Annotated in this window: 20 protein-coding genes; 10 read left to right on the top strand and 10 right to left on the bottom strand. The window is 64.4% G+C overall.

Going from position 1 to position 16,014, the window contains the following annotated elements; translation table 11 throughout:
• Window positions 1-27 precede the first annotated feature (27 nt).
• On the top strand, window positions 28-1,083 hold the full coding sequence (locus H292_RS0123280; protein WP_020112995.1) for an SMP-30/gluconolactonase/LRE family protein: 1,056 nt from the start codon (window positions 28-30) through the stop codon (window positions 1,081-1,083).
• Window positions 1,084-1,087: 4 nt separating this feature from the next.
• Here H292_RS0123280 and H292_RS0123285 read toward each other — a convergent pair whose 3' ends face one another.
• A complete protein-coding gene (locus H292_RS0123285) occupies window positions 1,088-1,888 on the bottom strand; it encodes an acyl-CoA thioesterase (RefSeq protein WP_020112996.1) in 801 nt (266 codons plus the stop codon).
• A gap of 125 nt (window positions 1,889-2,013) precedes the next feature.
• On the opposite strand from H292_RS0123285, the gene H292_RS0123290 reads away from it, so the two are divergent.
• The 3 genes from H292_RS0123290 to H292_RS0123300 all read left to right on the top strand — a co-directional run bounded on the left by H292_RS0123290 (window position 2,014) and on the right by H292_RS0123300 (window position 4,113).
• A complete protein-coding gene (locus H292_RS0123290; protein ID WP_020112997.1) occupies window positions 2,014-2,781 on the top strand; it encodes an ankyrin repeat domain-containing protein in 768 nt (255 codons plus the stop codon).
• A 54-nt stretch (window positions 2,782-2,835) separates the two neighbouring features.
• Window positions 2,836-3,363 carry a dihydrofolate reductase family protein gene (locus H292_RS0123295; RefSeq protein ID WP_020112998.1) on the top strand — a complete coding sequence of 176 codons (528 nt, stop codon included), beginning with the start codon at window positions 2,836-2,838 and terminating at the stop codon, window positions 3,361-3,363.
• A gap of 75 nt (window positions 3,364-3,438) precedes the next feature.
• Window positions 3,439-4,113, top strand: a complete 675-nt coding sequence (locus tag H292_RS0123300; protein WP_230594071.1) for a DUF998 domain-containing protein — start codon at window positions 3,439-3,441, stop codon at window positions 4,111-4,113.
• Here H292_RS0123300 and H292_RS0123305 read toward each other — a convergent pair.
• Window positions 4,110-4,643, bottom strand: a complete 534-nt coding sequence (locus tag H292_RS0123305; protein WP_019666707.1) for a CGNR zinc finger domain-containing protein — start codon at window positions 4,641-4,643, stop codon at window positions 4,110-4,112. The genes H292_RS0123300 and H292_RS0123305 overlap by 4 nt on opposite strands.
• 38 nt (window positions 4,644-4,681) lie before the next feature.
• On the opposite strand from H292_RS0123305, the gene H292_RS0123310 reads away from it, so the two are divergent.
• The 3 genes from H292_RS0123310 to H292_RS0123320 all read left to right on the top strand — a co-directional run bounded on the left by H292_RS0123310 (window position 4,682) and on the right by H292_RS0123320 (window position 6,527).
• Complete coding sequence (locus H292_RS0123310) at window positions 4,682-5,641, top strand: EamA family transporter (protein WP_020113000.1); 960 nt, start codon at window positions 4,682-4,684, stop codon at window positions 5,639-5,641.
• Between the two features lie 96 nt (window positions 5,642-5,737).
• Entirely contained in the window at window positions 5,738-6,148 is a 411-nt protein-coding gene (locus H292_RS0123315; protein ID WP_019666705.1) for a VOC family protein, read from the top strand.
• 19 nt (window positions 6,149-6,167) lie between these two features.
• A complete protein-coding gene (locus tag H292_RS0123320; RefSeq protein WP_019666704.1) occupies window positions 6,168-6,527 on the top strand; it encodes a VOC family protein in 360 nt (119 codons plus the stop codon).
• Between the two features lie 10 nt (window positions 6,528-6,537).
• Here H292_RS0123320 and H292_RS0123325 read toward each other — a convergent pair whose 3' ends face one another.
• From H292_RS0123325 to H292_RS0123340, 4 genes are read right to left on the bottom strand one after another with little or no spacing between them, the layout of a single operon-like run.
• Entirely contained in the window at window positions 6,538-7,023 is a 486-nt protein-coding gene (locus H292_RS0123325; RefSeq protein ID WP_020113001.1) for an SRPBCC family protein, read from the bottom strand.
• Entirely contained in the window at window positions 7,020-7,397 is a 378-nt protein-coding gene (locus H292_RS0123330) for an ArsR/SmtB family transcription factor (protein ID WP_230594070.1), read from the bottom strand. The genes H292_RS0123325 and H292_RS0123330 overlap by 4 nt, the downstream gene beginning before the upstream one ends.
• A 24-nt stretch (window positions 7,398-7,421) precedes the next feature.
• On the bottom strand, window positions 7,422-7,889 hold the full coding sequence (locus tag H292_RS0123335) for an SRPBCC family protein (protein WP_020113002.1): 468 nt from the start codon (window positions 7,887-7,889) through the stop codon (window positions 7,422-7,424).
• A complete protein-coding gene (locus H292_RS0123340) occupies window positions 7,886-8,221 on the bottom strand; it encodes an ArsR/SmtB family transcription factor (RefSeq protein ID WP_019666700.1) in 336 nt (111 codons plus the stop codon). Before H292_RS0123340 ends, H292_RS0123335 begins: the two co-directional genes overlap by 4 nt.
• A gap of 81 nt (window positions 8,222-8,302) precedes the next feature.
• On the opposite strand from H292_RS0123340, the gene H292_RS0123345 reads away from it, so the two are divergent.
• Complete coding sequence (locus tag H292_RS0123345; RefSeq protein WP_020113003.1) at window positions 8,303-9,295, top strand: isopenicillin N synthase family dioxygenase; 993 nt, start codon at window positions 8,303-8,305, stop codon at window positions 9,293-9,295.
• A 3-nt stretch (window positions 9,296-9,298) separates the two neighbouring features.
• Here H292_RS0123345 and H292_RS0123350 read toward each other — a convergent pair whose 3' ends face one another.
• From H292_RS0123350 to H292_RS0123365, 4 genes are all read right to left on the bottom strand, one after another.
• Complete coding sequence (locus H292_RS0123350) at window positions 9,299-10,561, bottom strand: DUF2786 domain-containing protein (RefSeq protein WP_020113004.1); 1,263 nt, start codon at window positions 10,559-10,561, stop codon at window positions 9,299-9,301.
• 96 nt (window positions 10,562-10,657) lie between these two features.
• Window positions 10,658-12,208: an FAD-dependent oxidoreductase gene (locus H292_RS0123355; protein WP_179277954.1), complete on the bottom strand. Its 1,551-nt coding sequence runs from the start codon at window positions 12,206-12,208 to the stop codon at window positions 10,658-10,660.
• 61 nt (window positions 12,209-12,269) lie between these two features.
• Window positions 12,270-13,286, bottom strand: coding sequence for an AurF N-oxygenase family protein (locus H292_RS0123360; RefSeq protein WP_020113006.1), 1,017 nt, complete (start codon window positions 13,284-13,286; stop codon window positions 12,270-12,272).
• A gap of 80 nt (window positions 13,287-13,366) precedes the next feature.
• Window positions 13,367-13,948 carry a TetR/AcrR family transcriptional regulator gene (locus H292_RS0123365; RefSeq protein WP_019666695.1) on the bottom strand — a complete coding sequence of 194 codons (582 nt, stop codon included), beginning with the start codon at window positions 13,946-13,948 and terminating at the stop codon, window positions 13,367-13,369.
• Between the two features lie 53 nt (window positions 13,949-14,001).
• On the opposite strand from H292_RS0123365, the gene H292_RS0123370 reads away from it, so the two are divergent.
• Window positions 14,002-15,012, top strand: coding sequence for an FAD-dependent monooxygenase (locus H292_RS0123370; RefSeq protein WP_019666694.1), 1,011 nt, complete (start codon window positions 14,002-14,004; stop codon window positions 15,010-15,012).
• Window positions 15,013-15,077: 65 nt separating this feature from the next.
• A complete protein-coding gene (locus tag H292_RS0123375; protein WP_027499031.1) occupies window positions 15,078-16,013 on the top strand; it encodes an ADP-ribosylglycohydrolase family protein in 936 nt (311 codons plus the stop codon).
• Window position 16,014 lies beyond the last annotated feature (1 nt).

A 16,014-nucleotide genomic window follows, 5' to 3' on the forward strand; every position in this document is an offset into this window, starting at 1 on the left:
TTTCGGACATATGGAACACTCGGGAGGGTGAAACGCGCCCCCTTCGTGATTCCTGCCCTTGCTGCCGTCACCGCGCTTGCGGCGGCTTGCGGATCCTCCGATCCGACACCGGCCGCAGCGCCTGACACCACGTCCTCGTCTCAGGCGCCGGCGTCGTCGGCATCGACACCTTCTCCGTCGAACGCCGATATCTACACCCTGCCGGGAACGGATGTGTTTCCCGAAGGCATCGCCGCCGACGACGAGACGTTCTACGTGACGTCGACGGGTGACGGAACGGTGTTCCGGGGAACGCTCGGCACCCCTGAGCTGCAGGTGTTCCTGCCCGGCGGTGCAGACGGGCGAACCGCCGCGGCGGGCCTCGACGTCTCCGACGGCGACGACGACAACAACAACAACGACAACGACGTCGACGACGTGAACCGGCTCGTCATCGCAGGGGGACCCACCGGCAAGGTCTGGGTCTACGACAGTGTGTCCGGTGCCCTCGTCGGCACGTTCACCAACGGCCTCGGCGAGGACGCGACATTCTTGAACGACGTCGCGATCGCCGACAACGGCGACGTGTTCGTCACCGATTCGCGCAGCCCCGCGCTGTTCCGCATTCCGGCAGTGCAGGTGCGCGACGGAGCTCAGGACGGTCCGCTCGAAACCTTCGTCGACTTCGACGGCACCCCGTTCCAGTACGGCGAGGGTTTCAACGCCAACGGCATTGTGGAGGTCGACGACGGCGCGCTGGTCGTCGCGCAGTCGTCCACCGGAAACCTGTACCGAGTCGACGGACGGTCGAAGGAAGTCACCCAGGTCGATCTCGGCGGTCGGACTCTCGTGAACGCCGACGGACTCGAGCTCGACGACGACACGCTCTACGTCGTCCGCAATCGCGACGGACTCATCTCACGGGTGGATCTGTCCGACGACGGTAGGTCCGGCCGAGTCGTCGGAGAGATCACCGACGGATCCTTCGCCTACCCGACGACCGTCGCTGCCACGGACGATCGCCTGCTCGTGGTGAACAGTCAGTTCGACAAGCGGGGAGGAGATCCGGTGGAGCCCTTCACCGTCAGCTCCATTCGAGAATAGGCGCTCAGTCCTTGTAGTAGACCACCTGATGGCTTGTCGCCAGTAGCTTCTCGTCGCTGCTCCACAGTTCGGCCGACTGATCGAAGTACCCCTTGTGGAACCGTCGGGCTGCGGCGTTGGCGAGAACGAACGAATCCGACTGCACAGCAAGATCGTCGGCCGTCGCGAAGTAGTGGATGGTGAGCGAGATGGTGCCGGCGGGCACGTACTTGCCGCGGCGCTGGAAGACTCGAGGGTAGAACACGTCGCACATGGACGTCAGTGACTCGAAATCCAATGCGCGTGCCGGGGTGTCCCTCACCCACAGGGCGATGGCGGAGTCCGCGGCTTCGTTCTCGCTCAACGGTCCTGCGGCGAAGCGCATTTCGTAGTTTCGCGCCCACGCGATGAACTCCGGGAAACCGCCGGACTCGAGCTCCGACGGCGCAGGCACGGCCGGGGGAGTCGCTTCGTCGTCGTCCCATGTGTCGCGTCGAGTGCCGAAGACGGCGGTTGCCGTCGTCGCAACGACGCCGTCCTGGGTCAATTCCAGGTACCAGTGCTGGTTCGATCGATTGGTGCGCATTGCGCGCGTCGAGATCTCGAATTCGCCCTCGGCGATGGGGCCGGCGAAGTTGATCGTGAGCGAGATCGGGTCGCCGAGACGATCCGGATGCAGACGGACAGCGCGCACGAAGGCTGCTGCCGTCACGCCACCGAACGGGCCGACCATGTTGTTGTATGGCGCCGAGGTGCGGCCCAGGAACACCCCGGGACTGATGCTCTCGAGCGCAAGCGCCTCGTCGAACTGATGATCGTCGGACATCGTTCCCCTGCTCTGATCGGCGGTTCTATGCTGCGCGTCATAGTACCGGACTCGAGTAGTTTCACCGATCCGCCCACTGTTCCCTCGCGCATACAGTCGTTCGACATCGAACGAAAGGACCGGTCATGCCGAAGGTCACGAAATGGGCGCTCCCGCTGCTGGTGGCTCTCTGCCTCTCCGGTTGTGCGTTCGAGCCGCTGTCCAGGTTCTTCGGAGCGGACGCGGACAAGTACTTCGACGATCCGCGGGTCATCGCACTGCTGGACGCCGCGCAGAAGGGAAACCTGGACGAGGTGCGTTCCCTCGTCGAGGACGGCGTAGACATCGAGTCGCCGAGCAACGACCACGACCCCAAACGCGCAGCGATCACACCTTTGCTGTGGGCGGTCGAGTTCGGTTCGGCGTCGACGGTGACCACTCTCCTGGAGGCCGGAGCCGACGCCCGCGCCCAGACCGTCGGTGGCTACAACGCCCTCAACTATGCAGTGCTGCGAGACAACATCGAATCCGTGGAGGCGCTGCTGAACTGGGACGCAACCCTCGTCGACTCACCGGACCGCTTCGGCGGCAACGCCGTTCACGGCATCGCGCTGTACGGCCGCGAGGACATGCTCGACGTGATGATCGACGCGGGGGCGTCACTCGACACCCGTCAGACTGAGAGTCGCCAGACTCCGTTGTTCTCGGCGGCGGCCGTGAACAACGTCGACATGTGCCTGCGGCTCGTGAAAGCCGGAGCCGACGCCGGTCTTCGTAACGACACCGGTGAGACGTTCCTGCCCTCGCTGTTCCGGACGAACGACACAGTGATGAATCGCGACTTCCTGTCCTCGCGCGAGAAGCTGGTCGACGAGATGCGCGCCCGAGGATTTCCGGTCGAGACCGGCCGATGATTTCGCCGCTCGGGGCGAGTCTCACCATGTAACCGACCAGAGAGGTACGACGTCATGGCAACTCTGCTGTATTCGGCGACGATGTCGCTCGACGGATTCATCGCAGGTAGAGGCGGGGACATGTCCTGGCTGAGCGAGTACGTGGGGGAGCCGAACGAGGCTGCGGATCGATTGCTGTCCCGAATCGGGGCCATTCTGTGTGGAGCCGTCACCTTCTTCGGCGACGACCCCAATCGAGGCACGGATGCCGAGGGTGCGTTCGGTGGCCAGTACGACGGCCCCACCGTGCTGCTGACGCATCGACCTCCGGTGAATCCCATTCCCGGGGTCTCGGTCGCCACCGACCTGCACGCAGCCGTCGAACGCGCTGCCGCTGCGGCGGGGGAGCAGTATGTCAACGTGCTGGGTGCCGATGTCGCCCGGCAGTGCATCGACGAAGGGCTGCTCGACGAGATCCTGGTCTTCACGGCGCCGGTTCTCCTCGGCGACGGTGTGCGTCTCTTCGACCGCCCCGGTGGTGAACGGGTGACCCTCGAACGCATCCCCGGTGAAGTCGAGAACTGGTACCGCGTGCTTCGCTGAAGCGGCCTGCGCGGTTCTGTGACTTCCACGTCGGTGACGAGCCTGAAGTCGGATTCTTCGGGCACAGTGGATCGGGTGACGATCGATATACCGCGCCTCGTGCGACCCGCCTCGGCCGGTGCCGTCGCCATCATCCTCGGTTCCATCCTCGTGCTCGTGCTGGACATTCACACCGCGGCGAGCAATGCCAGCCACCTGCGTCGAACCATCAGTGAGTACGGCCTCGGCGCCCAGCAGTGGGTCTTCACCGCAGGAGTGCTGCTTCTTGCGCTGGGATCCGCCGCGACGCTGGTGGCTGCGGTTCGCACCGGGTTGGTCAGGCCACGATCGACAGCGGCGGTCGCCCTGACGCTGTGGACCGTCGGCCTCGTCGCCGTTGTCGCCGTCCCCAAACAGGATTGGAGCAACGACGCCACACTCGGGCTCGGCGGTGCCATCCACCGGGCCGGTGCGGCAATGGCGTTCGTGAGCGTGCCGATTGCCGTGATCGCCTTCGCTCTGCCGTGGTTACGCGACGGGCGGTGGGGTGTTCGAGCGCGGTCGACGCTCGGCCTGGCATTCCTGTCGGTGGCCACGTTGCTCCCCATCCTGTACGCGCTCGTCGTCGGCGCGACCACGACGACTCCCTGGTACCGGGTCGTCACGCTGGGTTACGCCGAGCGCGCCCTGGTGGTCGCCGAGGTGCTGGCGCTCATCTCGCTGGCCCTCTGGGTTCGGGCGGCGTCGGCGAACAGGGCGCGCGAGCGTTAAGTTCCGGCCTGCCTCGTCCGGTACGCCGCGACGGCGGTGCGGTTACCGCACGCTGTGCTGCAGAACTTGCGCGATCGATTACGCGAGAGGTCGAGCACGATGCCCTCGCAGTCGGCTGCACAGATGGTCAGACGAGAGAGTTCGTCGGCGCGGATGACGTCGATCATCGCCATCGCGGTCTCGACGGCGATGCGTCGCGCAAGGGGACTGTCGTCGCTGACCGCGTGCAGGTGCCAGTCGGTCTCGCCGTGGCGGACCAGTCGGGGCAAGGCGCAGGCGTCGGCCAGGATCGTGTTGACGAGCTCCACCGCAGTGTCACGGTCGCTCGTCAGCAAGGTCCGCAACGACGGACGTAGGGCGCGGACGGCATCGAGCTCGGCTGCGTCGCCGTCGAAACGTCCCGTGTAGTGGTGTCGGGCGAAGAACTCCTTCAGCTGGTCCCGGGTCACGAGTGTGTCGGGATCCTCGCCCGAGTTGGCCAAGGCTACGGCGGACACCAGCGCACCTGCGGTGTCATCGGTGAAGACCATGTTGACACCTTACCAATCGGTTCCTACTGTAATGAGCCATGACGGCGTTGACCAATGACGGAACTCCTTTGGGTGGGATGGCAGCCACTCCATCCAGGCTGGCCTCGGGTCTGGGATTGGCGGTTGTCTCATCGGCTGCGTTCGGGCTGTCCGGGCCGCTGGCGAAGAGCCTGCTCGACGCCGGGTGGACGGCTGGGTCCGCCGTCACGGCCAGGATCATGATCGCTGCCGCCGTCCTTCTGGTTCCCGGCATGTTCGCGCTACGGGGACGGTGGGCACTGCTGTCGAAGAATCTGCGCACCATCCTCGCCTACGGCGTGTTCGCCGTCGCCGGTTGCCAGTTGGCATTCTTCAACGCGGTGAACTACATGCCGGTCGGGGTGGCGCTGCTCATCGAATTCACCTCTCCGGTGGCAGTCATCGGGTGGATGTGGTTGCGGCGAGGGCAGCGCCCGACGCTGGTGACGGTCGGTGGCGCTGCCGTCGCCGCCGTCGGCCTGTTCCTGGTGCTCGATCTCGTGTCCGGTGCTTCGTTGGATCTCCTCGGGGTCCTGTGGGCGCTGGCAGCAATGGCGGGCGCGGCCGTGTACTGGATCATGTCCGCCGACGAGGGAAACGGGCTGCCCCCGTTGACGCTGGCCGCTGCCGGATTGCTGTGCGGCGGAACGATTCTGCTCGTCGCAGGCGCGCTCGGAGTGGTTCCCTTCGCGGCGAACACCGACGATGTCGTCCTCGCCGGCGCGACCATGCCCTGGTGGGGGTCTGTCCTCGGGCTGGGAATCGTGACGGCAGCGCTGGCCTACGTCTGCGGAATTGCCGCCATTCGCAGGCTGGGGTCGAGACTCGCGTCGTTCGTCGGGCTCACGGAAGTGGTGTCGGCTCTGCTCTTCGCCTGGCTGCTTCTCGGTGAAACGCCACGGCTCGTTCAGATCTCGGGCGGCGTTCTCATCCTGATCGGAGTCATCGTGGTCAAGCTGGGTGAGCCGCGTAACCCGTGAATGCCGCACATATCCGAACACGCCCCCGCCGGCGGTCAGGCTCCTAGGATTGTCGTCGAACCCCGAAGTGGCCGGCACCGAGCGCGAGGAGACATCATGACGACCCGCCTGAATCCGTATCTCAACTTTCGCGGCGACGCCCGTGAGGCACTGCAGTTCTACCACTCCGTGTTCGGAGGCGAGCTCACTCTCAACACGTTCGCAGACTTCGGTGCGAGCGACGACCCGGCCGAGAAAGACCAGATCATGCACGGCCAACTCGTCTCGCCCAGCGGTCTGACTCTGATGGGTGCGGACACGCCGTCGAGCATGAACCTGAACGTCGGCGACAACATCTCCGTCTCGCTCAGTGGCGAAGACGAGGCCGAATTGACCGGATACTGGAACACACTGGCCGACGGGGCACAGAACACGATGGGTCTGAACAAGGCCCCGTGGGGTGACACCTTCGGCATGCTCACCGACAGATTCGGCATCAACTGGCTGGTCAACATCGCAGGTTCGTGATGGAAAGTAGGCTGCCGACATGGCCGAGAACATGCACCATCGACTGAACTACATCGAACTGACAGTGACAGACCTGGCCGCAGCTCAGGCCTTCTATTCCGGCGCATTCGGCTGGGGGTTCAACAATTACGGGCCCGAGTACGCCGGAATCCAAGGCGCCGACGGGGACGAGGTCGGTGGTCTCGCGCTCTCCACCGAACCACGCCCGACCGGTGGCCCGTTCGTTCTGCTCTACTCCGACGACCTGGAAGCGTCACTGGACGCAGTGACCGCAGCCGGCGGTGAAGTGGTCAACGGGCCGTACGAATTCCCCGGAGGTCGACGCTTTCACTTCACCGACCCGAGCGGAAACGAACTGGGAATCTGGGCGGCGCAGTAGTTTCCGGCCGCTACCCAGCAAGCACGGCGTCGATCTGCCCCATGGCGAGGCTCATGCCTTCCTCCATGCCCATCTCGATGAGCGTGTTCATCTGCTCGGCACTCACGAAGGTCGCGACCGTCGTCATGCGGGTACGTCCGTCGACGTCCTCGAGCGTGACGGCGGTCTTCGTGACGCCCAAGTTGTCGATGGGGTTCCAGTCGTCGTCGGCGAAACCGTCGTCGAACGACAGGCTCGACGGAGCGTCCAGTGACGTGATGCGCCACCAACCGCGGGCCTTCTCGCCGTCGGGACCGGTCATGTAATAGAGCGCCTTGCCACCTTCGACGAACTCGTGGGTGTCGAAGGTCGCGGGCCAGGTCGGTGGGCCCCACCAGCGTTCGAGCTGACGAGGGTCGGCCCAGATCTGCCACACCCGGTCGACTGTCGCGTCGAACTCGGCGACGATCGTGAAGTTCAGTCGGTCGGGGTTCTGTGTTGTGCTGATGACGCTCATGAGGGTTCTCCCTGGTCTTCGGCGAGGATATCGGCGATCCGGTCGACGCGTCGGCGCCAGATCGTTTCGTACTCGGCCAGCAGTGCTCGTGCTCTTTCGATGCCTACCAAATGAATTCGCACGATCTGCTCCCGTCCGCGCTTCTCTTTGCTCACGACCGAAGCGCGTTCCAAAATCGCAACGTGCTTCTGCACGGCCGCGAAACTCATGGAGTAGTGAGCGGCGAGCGAGGACACCGAATGCTCGTTCCGTAGAAGCCTGGACACGATGTCGCGCCGAGTGGTGTCCGCGAACGCCTGGAAGAGGCGGTCGAGATCGGCATCGCTCACTTCATCTACAACCATTTGGTTGTACGTTAGGCGGTCGGTCGGCATCGGTCAAGGGTCGAGGACTTCCTGTCAGGCCTCGGTCAGTTCGGCGAGCTGCCGGGTGACGGTTCCCCACCCGTCGTGAAAACCGAGCTCGACGTGCTGCGCAGCCGTGGCTGCATCCTTGTGCATGACCGTCGCGAGATACTCGGTCCCGTCCGGGTGGTCGGCGAACGTGATGACGGCAGTGATGAACGGGTCGGTAGCCGGTCGCCAGCCTGCAGTGAGTGCATTCGTGAACACCAATCGTTCCCCGTCGACGACGTCGAGGAAGCATCCCGCGATGTGCGGCCCGAACGTCTCTTCTGTCTCACTGATCTCGGTGACGAACGATCCACCCGGTCGCAGGTCGAGGTCGACGACACGTGCCGTAGCGGGCTTCGGCACCCACCACTGTTCCAGCTGGGAGGGTGTCGTCCAGGCTTCCCACACTCGTGTGCGTGGTGCGCGAATGATCCGAGAGACGGTCAGATCGAGGTCGGATTGCGTGTGTGTCATGACGGCTCCTGTGTTTCGGTGACGAACTGTTCGAGACGGTCGGTGTGCGCTTCCCAGGTGGAACGCTGCTTCTCGAGCCACATTTCGACCGCGGAGAATGGATCCGCGACGAGCGTGCAGATACGTGTTCGCCCGGTCTTGTGGGTCAGAATGCACCCGCTGTCCTCCAGCAGGCGGATGTGTTTCAGGAAGGACGGTAGGGCCATGGAGAACGGCTCGGCCAACTCTCCGACGCTTGCCGGCCCTCGTCCGAGGCGTGCGAGAACGGCCCGTCGGGTGGGATCGGACAGTGCGTGGAAGACGAGATCGAGCGTCGGCGAAAACTGAGCCATAAGGCAAACTATCAACGCCTAATGGTTAGCGCAAGGGCTAACCATTAGCGGATGTCGATGCGGAGTTCGATACTGGACAGCATGCTTCCGGTTCTCGACCTCACACACGCGGACTCCGACCCGGTGCGCTTTCGCGCCGATCTGCTCGCCGCCGCCCACGAATCCGGGTTCTTCTACCTGACCGGCCACGGGGTGTCCGGATCCCGAATCGCAGAGGTGTTGCGCCTGGCACGGGAGTTCTTCGCCCTGGACGACGGCGCCAAGGACGAGATCTCGCAACTGAAAAGTCCGCAGTTCCGTGGATACTCGCGTCTCGGTGGAGAGCTCACCAACGGACGAACCGACTGGCGCGAACAGATCGACATCGGCCCCGAACGTGCCCTCGTCGACGGGGCAGAAGGGTACTGGCACTTGCAAGGTCCGAACCTCTGGCCGTCGGCGCTGCCGAAACTGCGTCCCGCGTTCGAAGCATGGGAACAGGAACTGTCCGACGTAGGCCTGCGGCTGCTACGACAATGGGCAACGGCCCTCGGTGCCGAACCCGGCGTGTTCGACGACGCATTCGCACACAACCCGGCAACCCTGATCAAGGTGGTGCGGTACCCCGGAAGCTCCGAGAATCCGCAGGGAGTGGGTGCGCACAAGGATTCGGGAGTGTTGACGTTGCTGCTCGTCGAGCCGGACTCCCGAGGCCTACAGGTGGAGCTCTCGCCGGACAAGTGGATCGACGTTCCGCCCGTCCAGGACGCGTTCATCGTCAACATCGGAGAGCTCCTCGAAGTGGCAACGCAGGGATATCTGCGTGCCACCCGCCACCGCGTCGTCGCGCCCAGCGAGGGCACCGACCGAGTATCCATTCCGTTCTTCCTCAATCCAGCCCTCGACGCCGTGATTCCCATTGTCGAACTGCCGGACGAACTCGCCGCTCGAAGCCGGGGCGTCGAGGACGATCCCACCAATCCCATCTTCGCGACCTACGGCGAGAACGCATGGAAGTCGCGAACACGAGCCCACCCGGATGTCGCCGAGATCCACCACGGCATCACGGCGACCGGTCCGGGCTCGGCGTACTGAGGGTCAGTCCTCGATCTTCTCTCGCCCTCCGGTGATATCGGCGCGGTCGGCAGCAACCCGACCATGTTGCCAGCCACTGTGATTGGAAAAGCTGGTCTTCCTCGACTTCAGCTTCGGGAACATCTCGTCGAACAGCGCCGTGACGGCTCGGTCGCGTTCGGCGAAGACCGGGACCAGGGCGGTGCCGTAGTGTTCGCCGGCCTCGGTGCGAGCTCGGAGGAATGCCTCGGTGATGCGCTCCTCGACTCGCTGGGCATAGGCGAACAGGAACGACCGGCGAAAACCTCTGCCGCGCTTGCTCGGATCCACACCCACCGCGTCCAGTTCCATCGATGACTGCACCAACAACGACGTGTAGAGCAAGTCGCACAAGTCGATATCGACGGGCATGCCTACCGCGGCGACGAGCTGAAAACTCCGGTAGTGAACGGTTCTGACGCCGTTGGGACGAGCGACGGAGGAGAACAACCGCATCTTCGCATCGACGTAAGGGTTGTCGACGGTGAATCTTCTGACGGCGACACGGGTGTCGATGGGGTCGCTCGACCGCGCGTCGACCATGGCGGTATCGATCGCGTAGCGCGTCATCAGTTCCTGCGCCTTGGCGGAGAACGATTCTCGTTCTCCCGAGAACGACGACGATTCCGCCTTGGCCAACAATCCGCGAATCTTGTTGAGCACTTTCTCGTCCGACCTGACGCGACCGGATGGCGACTTCTCACCCCAACGAGACGGCGGTGGCCCGGTCATTTCCATGATGGGCAACCTGCGGACGGTGGCATTCAGGTGCAGGAAGGTGGTCCAGAATGCACGCGGCGTGACTCGGCGGTTGGTGCGGAGGCCGGCGAGCTCCGCACCCGGATCGACACCGAGCGTGCGCAATTGCCCGATCCACTCCTGGGGAGCACGCGAGAACGCATGACTGCGCCGTGCGTGCTCGCCGAGAAGGACCACCAGCATCGGTGCGGCTGCCTTGTCCGCGCCCTGGCCGATGACGTGCACGAGTTCTGCAGGCATCCACCCACGCTCGAACGCCGTCTCCAGCAGCGACGCGGAGAACACCGAGCTCTCGATGCACAACCGGGCCGCCGAAAGCCGATTCTCGATGTCCATGAGCCGACCGACGAAGGCGTGCAGTGCCGTCTCGTCGGTCAGCAGACTCGACGCCAGATCGATTCCGGCGGTCATCAGAGTGTGAATGTCGATATCGATGTTGCTGTGCCCGAGCCACCACTGCGGGGCGCGAGTCAGATCCGAAGTGCCCATGAATGTTCCCCTCGTCGAAAGAGTCGTCGACGCCAGTGAGGGGCTGGCAACGCTGTCGACGAAAGTTCTATCAGGGCACTACGACATCGAATCCACTCACGTGCGACGGAGTCGCCACTGTCGGCGGGGTGGGGCTGCGACGCCGAGATCGGGGAGCAGTCCGTTGTTGAAGTCCTCGACCAGGTTCAGAACGGTCCCTTGCGCGCAGGACTTGTTGGTTCCGATGAATCCCGACGGGCCGCGCTTGATCCAGCCGGTCACGTAGGTTCCGGGAACGACCTCACCATCGGGGGAGTCGAGCACCCGGCCGTCGTCGTTGGGGATGATTCCGCGACGGTCGTCGAAGGGCACACCGGGAAGCGCGACGCCTCGGTAGCCGATCGAGGTGAGCACGAGTCCGGCGTCGACGGTTTCCTTCTCGCCCGTCGCTACGCTGCGCACGCCTCCGTCGTCGTCCGTCTCGAGCGTCATCCGATCGAATTCGACTCCGGTGACCGAGGTTTCGCCGAGGATGCGGGTAGGGGAGAGCAGGTAGCGCAGCACGATGCGCCTGTTGTCGCCGCCGGGGGTGTCCTCGACGCGACGCAGCAACTGCAGCTTCTGCGCGACGGCGTGGGGAAGGTCGTCGGCGTCGGCCAGCGCGGCCGTGGTGGCATCGAGTTGGATCTCGTCGTGGTGCAGCGAGATGTCGATGCCCGGGGTCGAGAGGAGGCCGGCGAACTCGGGAACGGTGAACGCCGACTGAGCGACACCGCGTCGGCCCACGACGAGCACTTCCTCGATCTTGGACTCGCGCAGGGTCTTGACCACGTGATCCGGCACGTTGGTGCCCACGAGTCGCTCGGGATCGATGGTGAGAATGCGCGCGACGTCGAGAGCGACGTTGCCGTTGCCGACGATGACGGCGCGCTTGTGCGACAGGTCGTACCGGCGGTGCGAGTGGTCCGGGTGCCCGTTGTACCAGGCGACGAAGTCGGTAGCGGACGTCCGTCCCGGGAGGTTCGCGCCGTCGATCGTCAACTCGCGGTCGCGTGAGGCGCCCACGGCGTAGATCACCGCGTGGTGAGTCTCGAGCAGCTGGTCGTGGGTGATGTCCTTGCCGATCTCGGTATCGAGGTGGAACTCGAAACCGGACTGCGCGGCAATCTGGTCGAACAGACGCGACACCTGACGGGTCTTCTCGTGATCGGGTGCCACGCCGAGGCGAGCGAGACCGTGGGGCTGGGGGAGTCTGTCGTACACGTCGACCTTCACGCCGGGCTGCGTCAGCAACTCGTCTGCCGCGTACATGGCCGACGGGCCGGAGCCGACGATCGCCACACGGAGCGGCTCGCGTTCCTTGGTGACTGCTGGTGCAGGCGATACCGGGGCGAGGATCGGACGCGGCGGCCGTTCCTGCTTGTAGAAATCGGAGTTGATCGTGAGGAACGGAAGCTGACTCTCGGTGAGCTTCGACTTGGGAACGATCGCGTCGACGGGGCACGCCGACACGCACGCCCCGCAGTCGACGCACGACGCCGGGTCGATGTGCAGCATCTCTGCCGTCAGGAAATCAGGCTCGTCGGGTGTCGGGTGAATGCAGTTGACGGGGCATGCGTAGACGCACGATGCGTCGCTGCAACACGATTGGGTGACAACGTGGGGCATGAGTATTCCTGACGGCAGGCGCTGCTGTGGAGAGAACTGGCGCTGTGAAGGACGGGGAGAATCAGGCGGCGAACTGGCTGGAGCTACGGTCCGGCTCGCTGCGGAAACGCGAGGCCTTGCCGTCGATTCCGCACAGCTTCCACATGAGCTTGGCCGGGCGGCTCATCATCTTGGTGTCCTTGGCGAGCATGCGCACGTCACCGAAGTAGTCCTGCAGCGTGTGCTGGGCTTCCTCGCTCTCCCAGAACAGGTCCTTCTTGACCGACGCCGGGATGTCGAACTTCTTCCAGAACCGCTTCGGGGGAATGACGATCGCGTCGCACAGCACCCGCATGACGATCGGGAAAGCGAGCGACAGGAAGAAGCGACCCACCTTGGACATCTTGGGTACGCGACGACGCAGCAGCTGGTGCGCGAAGGAGATGTGGCGTGCTTCCTCGGCAACGTGAATGGCCATGACGCCCTGCATGATCGGGTGGATTTCCTCGCCCGACCGCAGCACGCTCTTCTGGATGTGGTCGATCGGCTCCTCGCCTGCGAGGACGCCGACGAAGAACAGTTCGGGGGCGATCGACGCGAACAACGGGATGATCGGCGACAGCATCTTCATCGGCCGACTCATGCCGGGTGCGTCGTTGTCGACCCGGTTGACCATTTCCTGGAACATCAGCGTGTGGTTGCACTCTTCGATCGACTCGTGAGTGCAGTACCGCGCCTCGGCCGAACCGTTGGGCAGGGAGAAGACGTACTGCATCATCCCGCGAATGAGGATGTTCTCGAACTGCAGTCCGACCTTGGCCACGTTGGCTTGGCGCCACATGCCGATCGCGATCTTCTTGTCCTCCGGCAGAGCCTGGTACCAGGCGTGCCCACCGATCGGGTCGGTCTTGGTCGGGAGAATCCACCGGCGATCGTTCTCGGTCACCGCGAACTCGGGGGACTCCCAGTCGATGTCCACGTACGGGTCGAAATGCTTGTGCACCGAGCCCTCGGACAGAAGGCGCAGAGTCTCGTTGTACTTCTCGGTCTCTGCGTCCGGGTCGATCGAGATCGTGCCGTCTTCTGACGTCAGTGTCATCGCTTCCTCCTACATGGTGCGAACGTGTTTTTAATGTAACTCGTAGTATCAGCAAAATCCAGTTTACTAGCGAGTAACTTTCAAGAACGGGTTCGACCTGCAGTTATTCGGTCGACGGCCACGCCGATATCCACGGAATCTGTGTGTGACAGGGTGCTCGAACTTGTCGCAGTGGCGATTTTGTGAAGGATCAGGCCGTCCAGGTAGTGGCACAGCGCGCGGGCGCACGACGCCGTGTCCTCGGTCGAGATGTGGATCAGAACGCTCTCTGCCCACTCGACGATCCGGGCGCGGATCGCGCCGAGCCTTGTCGCCAACTCGGGATCCGCGGCCGCTGCGGCGAAGAGTGCGAATCGCGCGGTCGTATGCGTTCGCCGCGGGCCGATCGCGTCGTCCACGAATGCGACCAGCGCTGCCGTCAGTTCCCCGCGAGACCGAGGTCGGGGTGTGGCGGACGCGTTCTCCCACGCCTCCCGGTCGAGTTCTTCGAGATGTTCGAGCACGCCTGCGATCAAGGCGGACCGAGTGCGGAAGTAGTTCGAGGTGGTCCCCGCCGGCACGCCTGCGCGAGCGTCGACCTTGCGATGCGTGAGGCCGTGGAGCCCGTGTTCGCCTACCTGTACGAGAGCTGCTGCGGCGGTGTGTCGACGCTGGGTGGTCATGGCTCACTATAAAAGTAGTGCCATGGCACTACGATCGTAGTAGTGTCCGGAAGATGAAGTCAGCGGTGATCGTCGGGGGTGGAATTGCAGGACTCGCCGCCGCGCCGATTCTGGTCGGTGCGGGGTGGGATGTCCGTGTGCTCGAGAAGTCGGACGAGGTGTCCGCGGGTGGTACGGCTCTGGGGATGTGGCCGGAAGCGCTGCGGGCCCTGGATGCAGTCGGGGTCGGCGACGCTGTTCGATCCGCGTCGGTCGAAGTGACCGGCGCGCGATTTCTACGCCCTGACGGTTCGTGCATCGCTCGTCTGGGCGCGAAGCATTCAGCTCGTCTCGTTCCTCGACCGGATCTGCTGGAGGCGTTGGCTGCGGCGAGTCCGACAGGTGTCGTGGAGTTCGGCCGCCGGGTCGAGGCGTTGTCCGACGTGTCCGAGTGCGACGTGATCATCGCCGCCGACGGGATCAACAGCGCCATCCGGTCGGAAGTCTTCGGGCCCGAGGGGGCGCCGATTCCGTTGGGCGCTGTTGCGTGGCGGGGGACCGTCGACGGCCCATGTGTGTCCATGACGGAGACGTGGGGCCGAGGCAAGCTGTTCGGAACGACGCCCCACGACAGCCGTCGCACGAATTGGTTCGCGTCTGTGAGGCGAACGGAGCTGGGCGAGGGTGAGTCGATGGCGGAGCATTTCGCGTCGTGGCACGGCGGTGTGTCCGGCGTGGTTGCGCGAATCGATCAGCAGCGCAGCGATTTCCGTGAGCTCGCGATGATCCCGTCGATGAAGTCGTGGGTGCGTGGGAATGTCGCGCTCGTCGGTGACGCCGCGCACGCAATGGCGCCCAATCTGGGCCGTGGTGCGTGTGAGTCCCTGCTGGATGCGGTCGCTCTGGCCTCTTCCCTCGTCGAGGAGGAGACGGTCGCCGGCGCTCTGCGTAGGTACGACGCTGCTCGACGCCGCCGGGCGTACCGGATCTCGCGCGCGTCGTCGTTGGCTGGTTCGTGCGCAACTGCTCGTCGGTGGACGAGAGCGCGGGACCTGCTGGCGGGTGGTCTCGCGAGGATCGGGTGAGCTGTTGCAGTTTAGCTCAAATATGCGCTAATCTAAGCGCACAAACGAGCTAAGGAGATTCGGCAGTGACATCGAATACCGGTCGAAGCGATCGCGCAGCCGGAGTGCTAATCGGTACGGCAACGGGGGATGCCCTCGGTGCCGGCTACGAGTTCACCCATCCAGCACCGGGCACAGTCGTCGACATGATCGGCGGCGGCCCGTTCGACTGGGCACCAGGTGAGTGGACCGACGACACATCCATGGCTGTTGCAGTGGCCCTCGCAGCCCGCGATGCGAAACCAGGAGAGGGCGCCGGACTCGATGCCGTGGCCGCCAACTTCGTCGCCTGGTACGACACCGATCCGGCCGACATCGGACATCAGACGCGGTCGGTACTCGGGTACCGAAGCGAATCCGCCGCGGACATGACACGTCGAGCGGGAGCTCTCACCGGCCGCACGGGAGGAAACGGTTCGCTGATGCGCACGGCCCCCGTCGCGCTCGCGTACCTGAACGACACCACCGACGACCTGATGAACGCAGCCCGATCGATCAGTGAACTCACGCATTCCGATCCGCGGGCAGGCGAGGCGTGCCAGCTCTGGACGTTCGCGATCGCACACGCCGTCCGGCACGGAGACTTCGACGGCGTGCGCGGATGGCTGGACGTCGCCGGACACGCGGCCGACTTCTGGGCGCCACTGCTCGACGAGGCCGAGAACGGGAGCCCGACGGACTTCCCGAACAACGGGTGGGTCGTCCACGCGCTGCAGACGGCATGGTGGGCAGTAACGAAAGCCGAGCAGGTAGGACCGAAACACCTGGTGAGAACGCTCGAGCTCTGTGTTCTCGCGGGCGGTGACACCGACACCACTGCGGCGATCGCCGGAGGACTCGTCGGAGCCCGTTGGGGTGCATCGGCTGTTCCGGAGAAGTGGCAGATGATGCTGCACGGGTACCCGAACCTGACGGGCGGGGATCTCCACACGCTTGCCGCCGAACTAACAGGAGGGGTCTGAC

Source organism: Rhodococcus sp. 114MFTsu3.1, assembly GCF_000383555.1.
GTDB lineage: Bacteria > Actinomycetota > Actinomycetes > Mycobacteriales > Mycobacteriaceae > Rhodococcoides > Rhodococcoides fascians_E.

Excerpts from the sequence above, each read along its gene's own strand:
- H292_RS0123340 (WP_019666700.1), bottom strand. The coding sequence starts at position 8,221 with ATGGCTCAGTTTTCGCCGACGCTCGATCTCGTCTTCCACGCACTGTCC.
- H292_RS0123290 (WP_020112997.1), top strand. The coding sequence starts at position 2,014 with ATGCCGAAGGTCACGAAATGGGCGCTCCCGCTGCTGGTGGCTCTCTGC.
- H292_RS0123335 (WP_020113002.1), bottom strand. The coding sequence starts at position 7,889 with ATGACACACACGCAATCCGACCTCGATCTGACCGTCTCTCGGATCATT.
- H292_RS0123360 (WP_020113006.1), bottom strand. The coding sequence starts at position 13,286 with ATGACACTGACGTCAGAAGACGGCACGATCTCGATCGACCCGGACGCA.
- H292_RS0123285 (WP_020112996.1), bottom strand. The coding sequence starts at position 1,888 with ATGTCCGACGATCATCAGTTCGACGAGGCGCTTGCGCTCGAGAGCATC.
- H292_RS0123365 (WP_019666695.1), bottom strand. The coding sequence starts at position 13,948 with ATGACCACCCAGCGTCGACACACCGCCGCAGCAGCTCTCGTACAGGTA.
- H292_RS0123325 (WP_020113001.1), bottom strand. The coding sequence starts at position 7,023 with ATGAGCGTCATCAGCACAACACAGAACCCCGACCGACTGAACTTCACG.
- H292_RS0123320 (WP_019666704.1), top strand. The coding sequence starts at position 6,168 with ATGGCCGAGAACATGCACCATCGACTGAACTACATCGAACTGACAGTG.
- H292_RS0123310 (WP_020113000.1), top strand. The coding sequence starts at position 4,682 with ATGACGGCGTTGACCAATGACGGAACTCCTTTGGGTGGGATGGCAGCC.
- H292_RS0123295 (WP_020112998.1), top strand. The coding sequence starts at position 2,836 with ATGGCAACTCTGCTGTATTCGGCGACGATGTCGCTCGACGGATTCATC.
- H292_RS0123345 (WP_020113003.1), top strand. The coding sequence starts at position 8,303 with ATGCTTCCGGTTCTCGACCTCACACACGCGGACTCCGACCCGGTGCGC.
- H292_RS0123315 (WP_019666705.1), top strand. The coding sequence starts at position 5,738 with ATGACGACCCGCCTGAATCCGTATCTCAACTTTCGCGGCGACGCCCGT.
- H292_RS0123355 (WP_179277954.1), bottom strand. The coding sequence starts at position 12,208 with ATGCCCCACGTTGTCACCCAATCGTGTTGCAGCGACGCATCGTGCGTC.
- H292_RS0123305 (WP_019666707.1), bottom strand. The coding sequence starts at position 4,643 with ATGGTCTTCACCGATGACACCGCAGGTGCGCTGGTGTCCGCCGTAGCC.
- H292_RS0123350 (WP_020113004.1), bottom strand. The coding sequence starts at position 10,561 with ATGGGCACTTCGGATCTGACTCGCGCCCCGCAGTGGTGGCTCGGGCAC.
- H292_RS0123330 (WP_230594070.1), bottom strand. The coding sequence starts at position 7,397 with ATGCCGACCGACCGCCTAACGTACAACCAAATGGTTGTAGATGAAGTG.
- H292_RS0123370 (WP_019666694.1), top strand. The coding sequence starts at position 14,002 with ATGAAGTCAGCGGTGATCGTCGGGGGTGGAATTGCAGGACTCGCCGCC.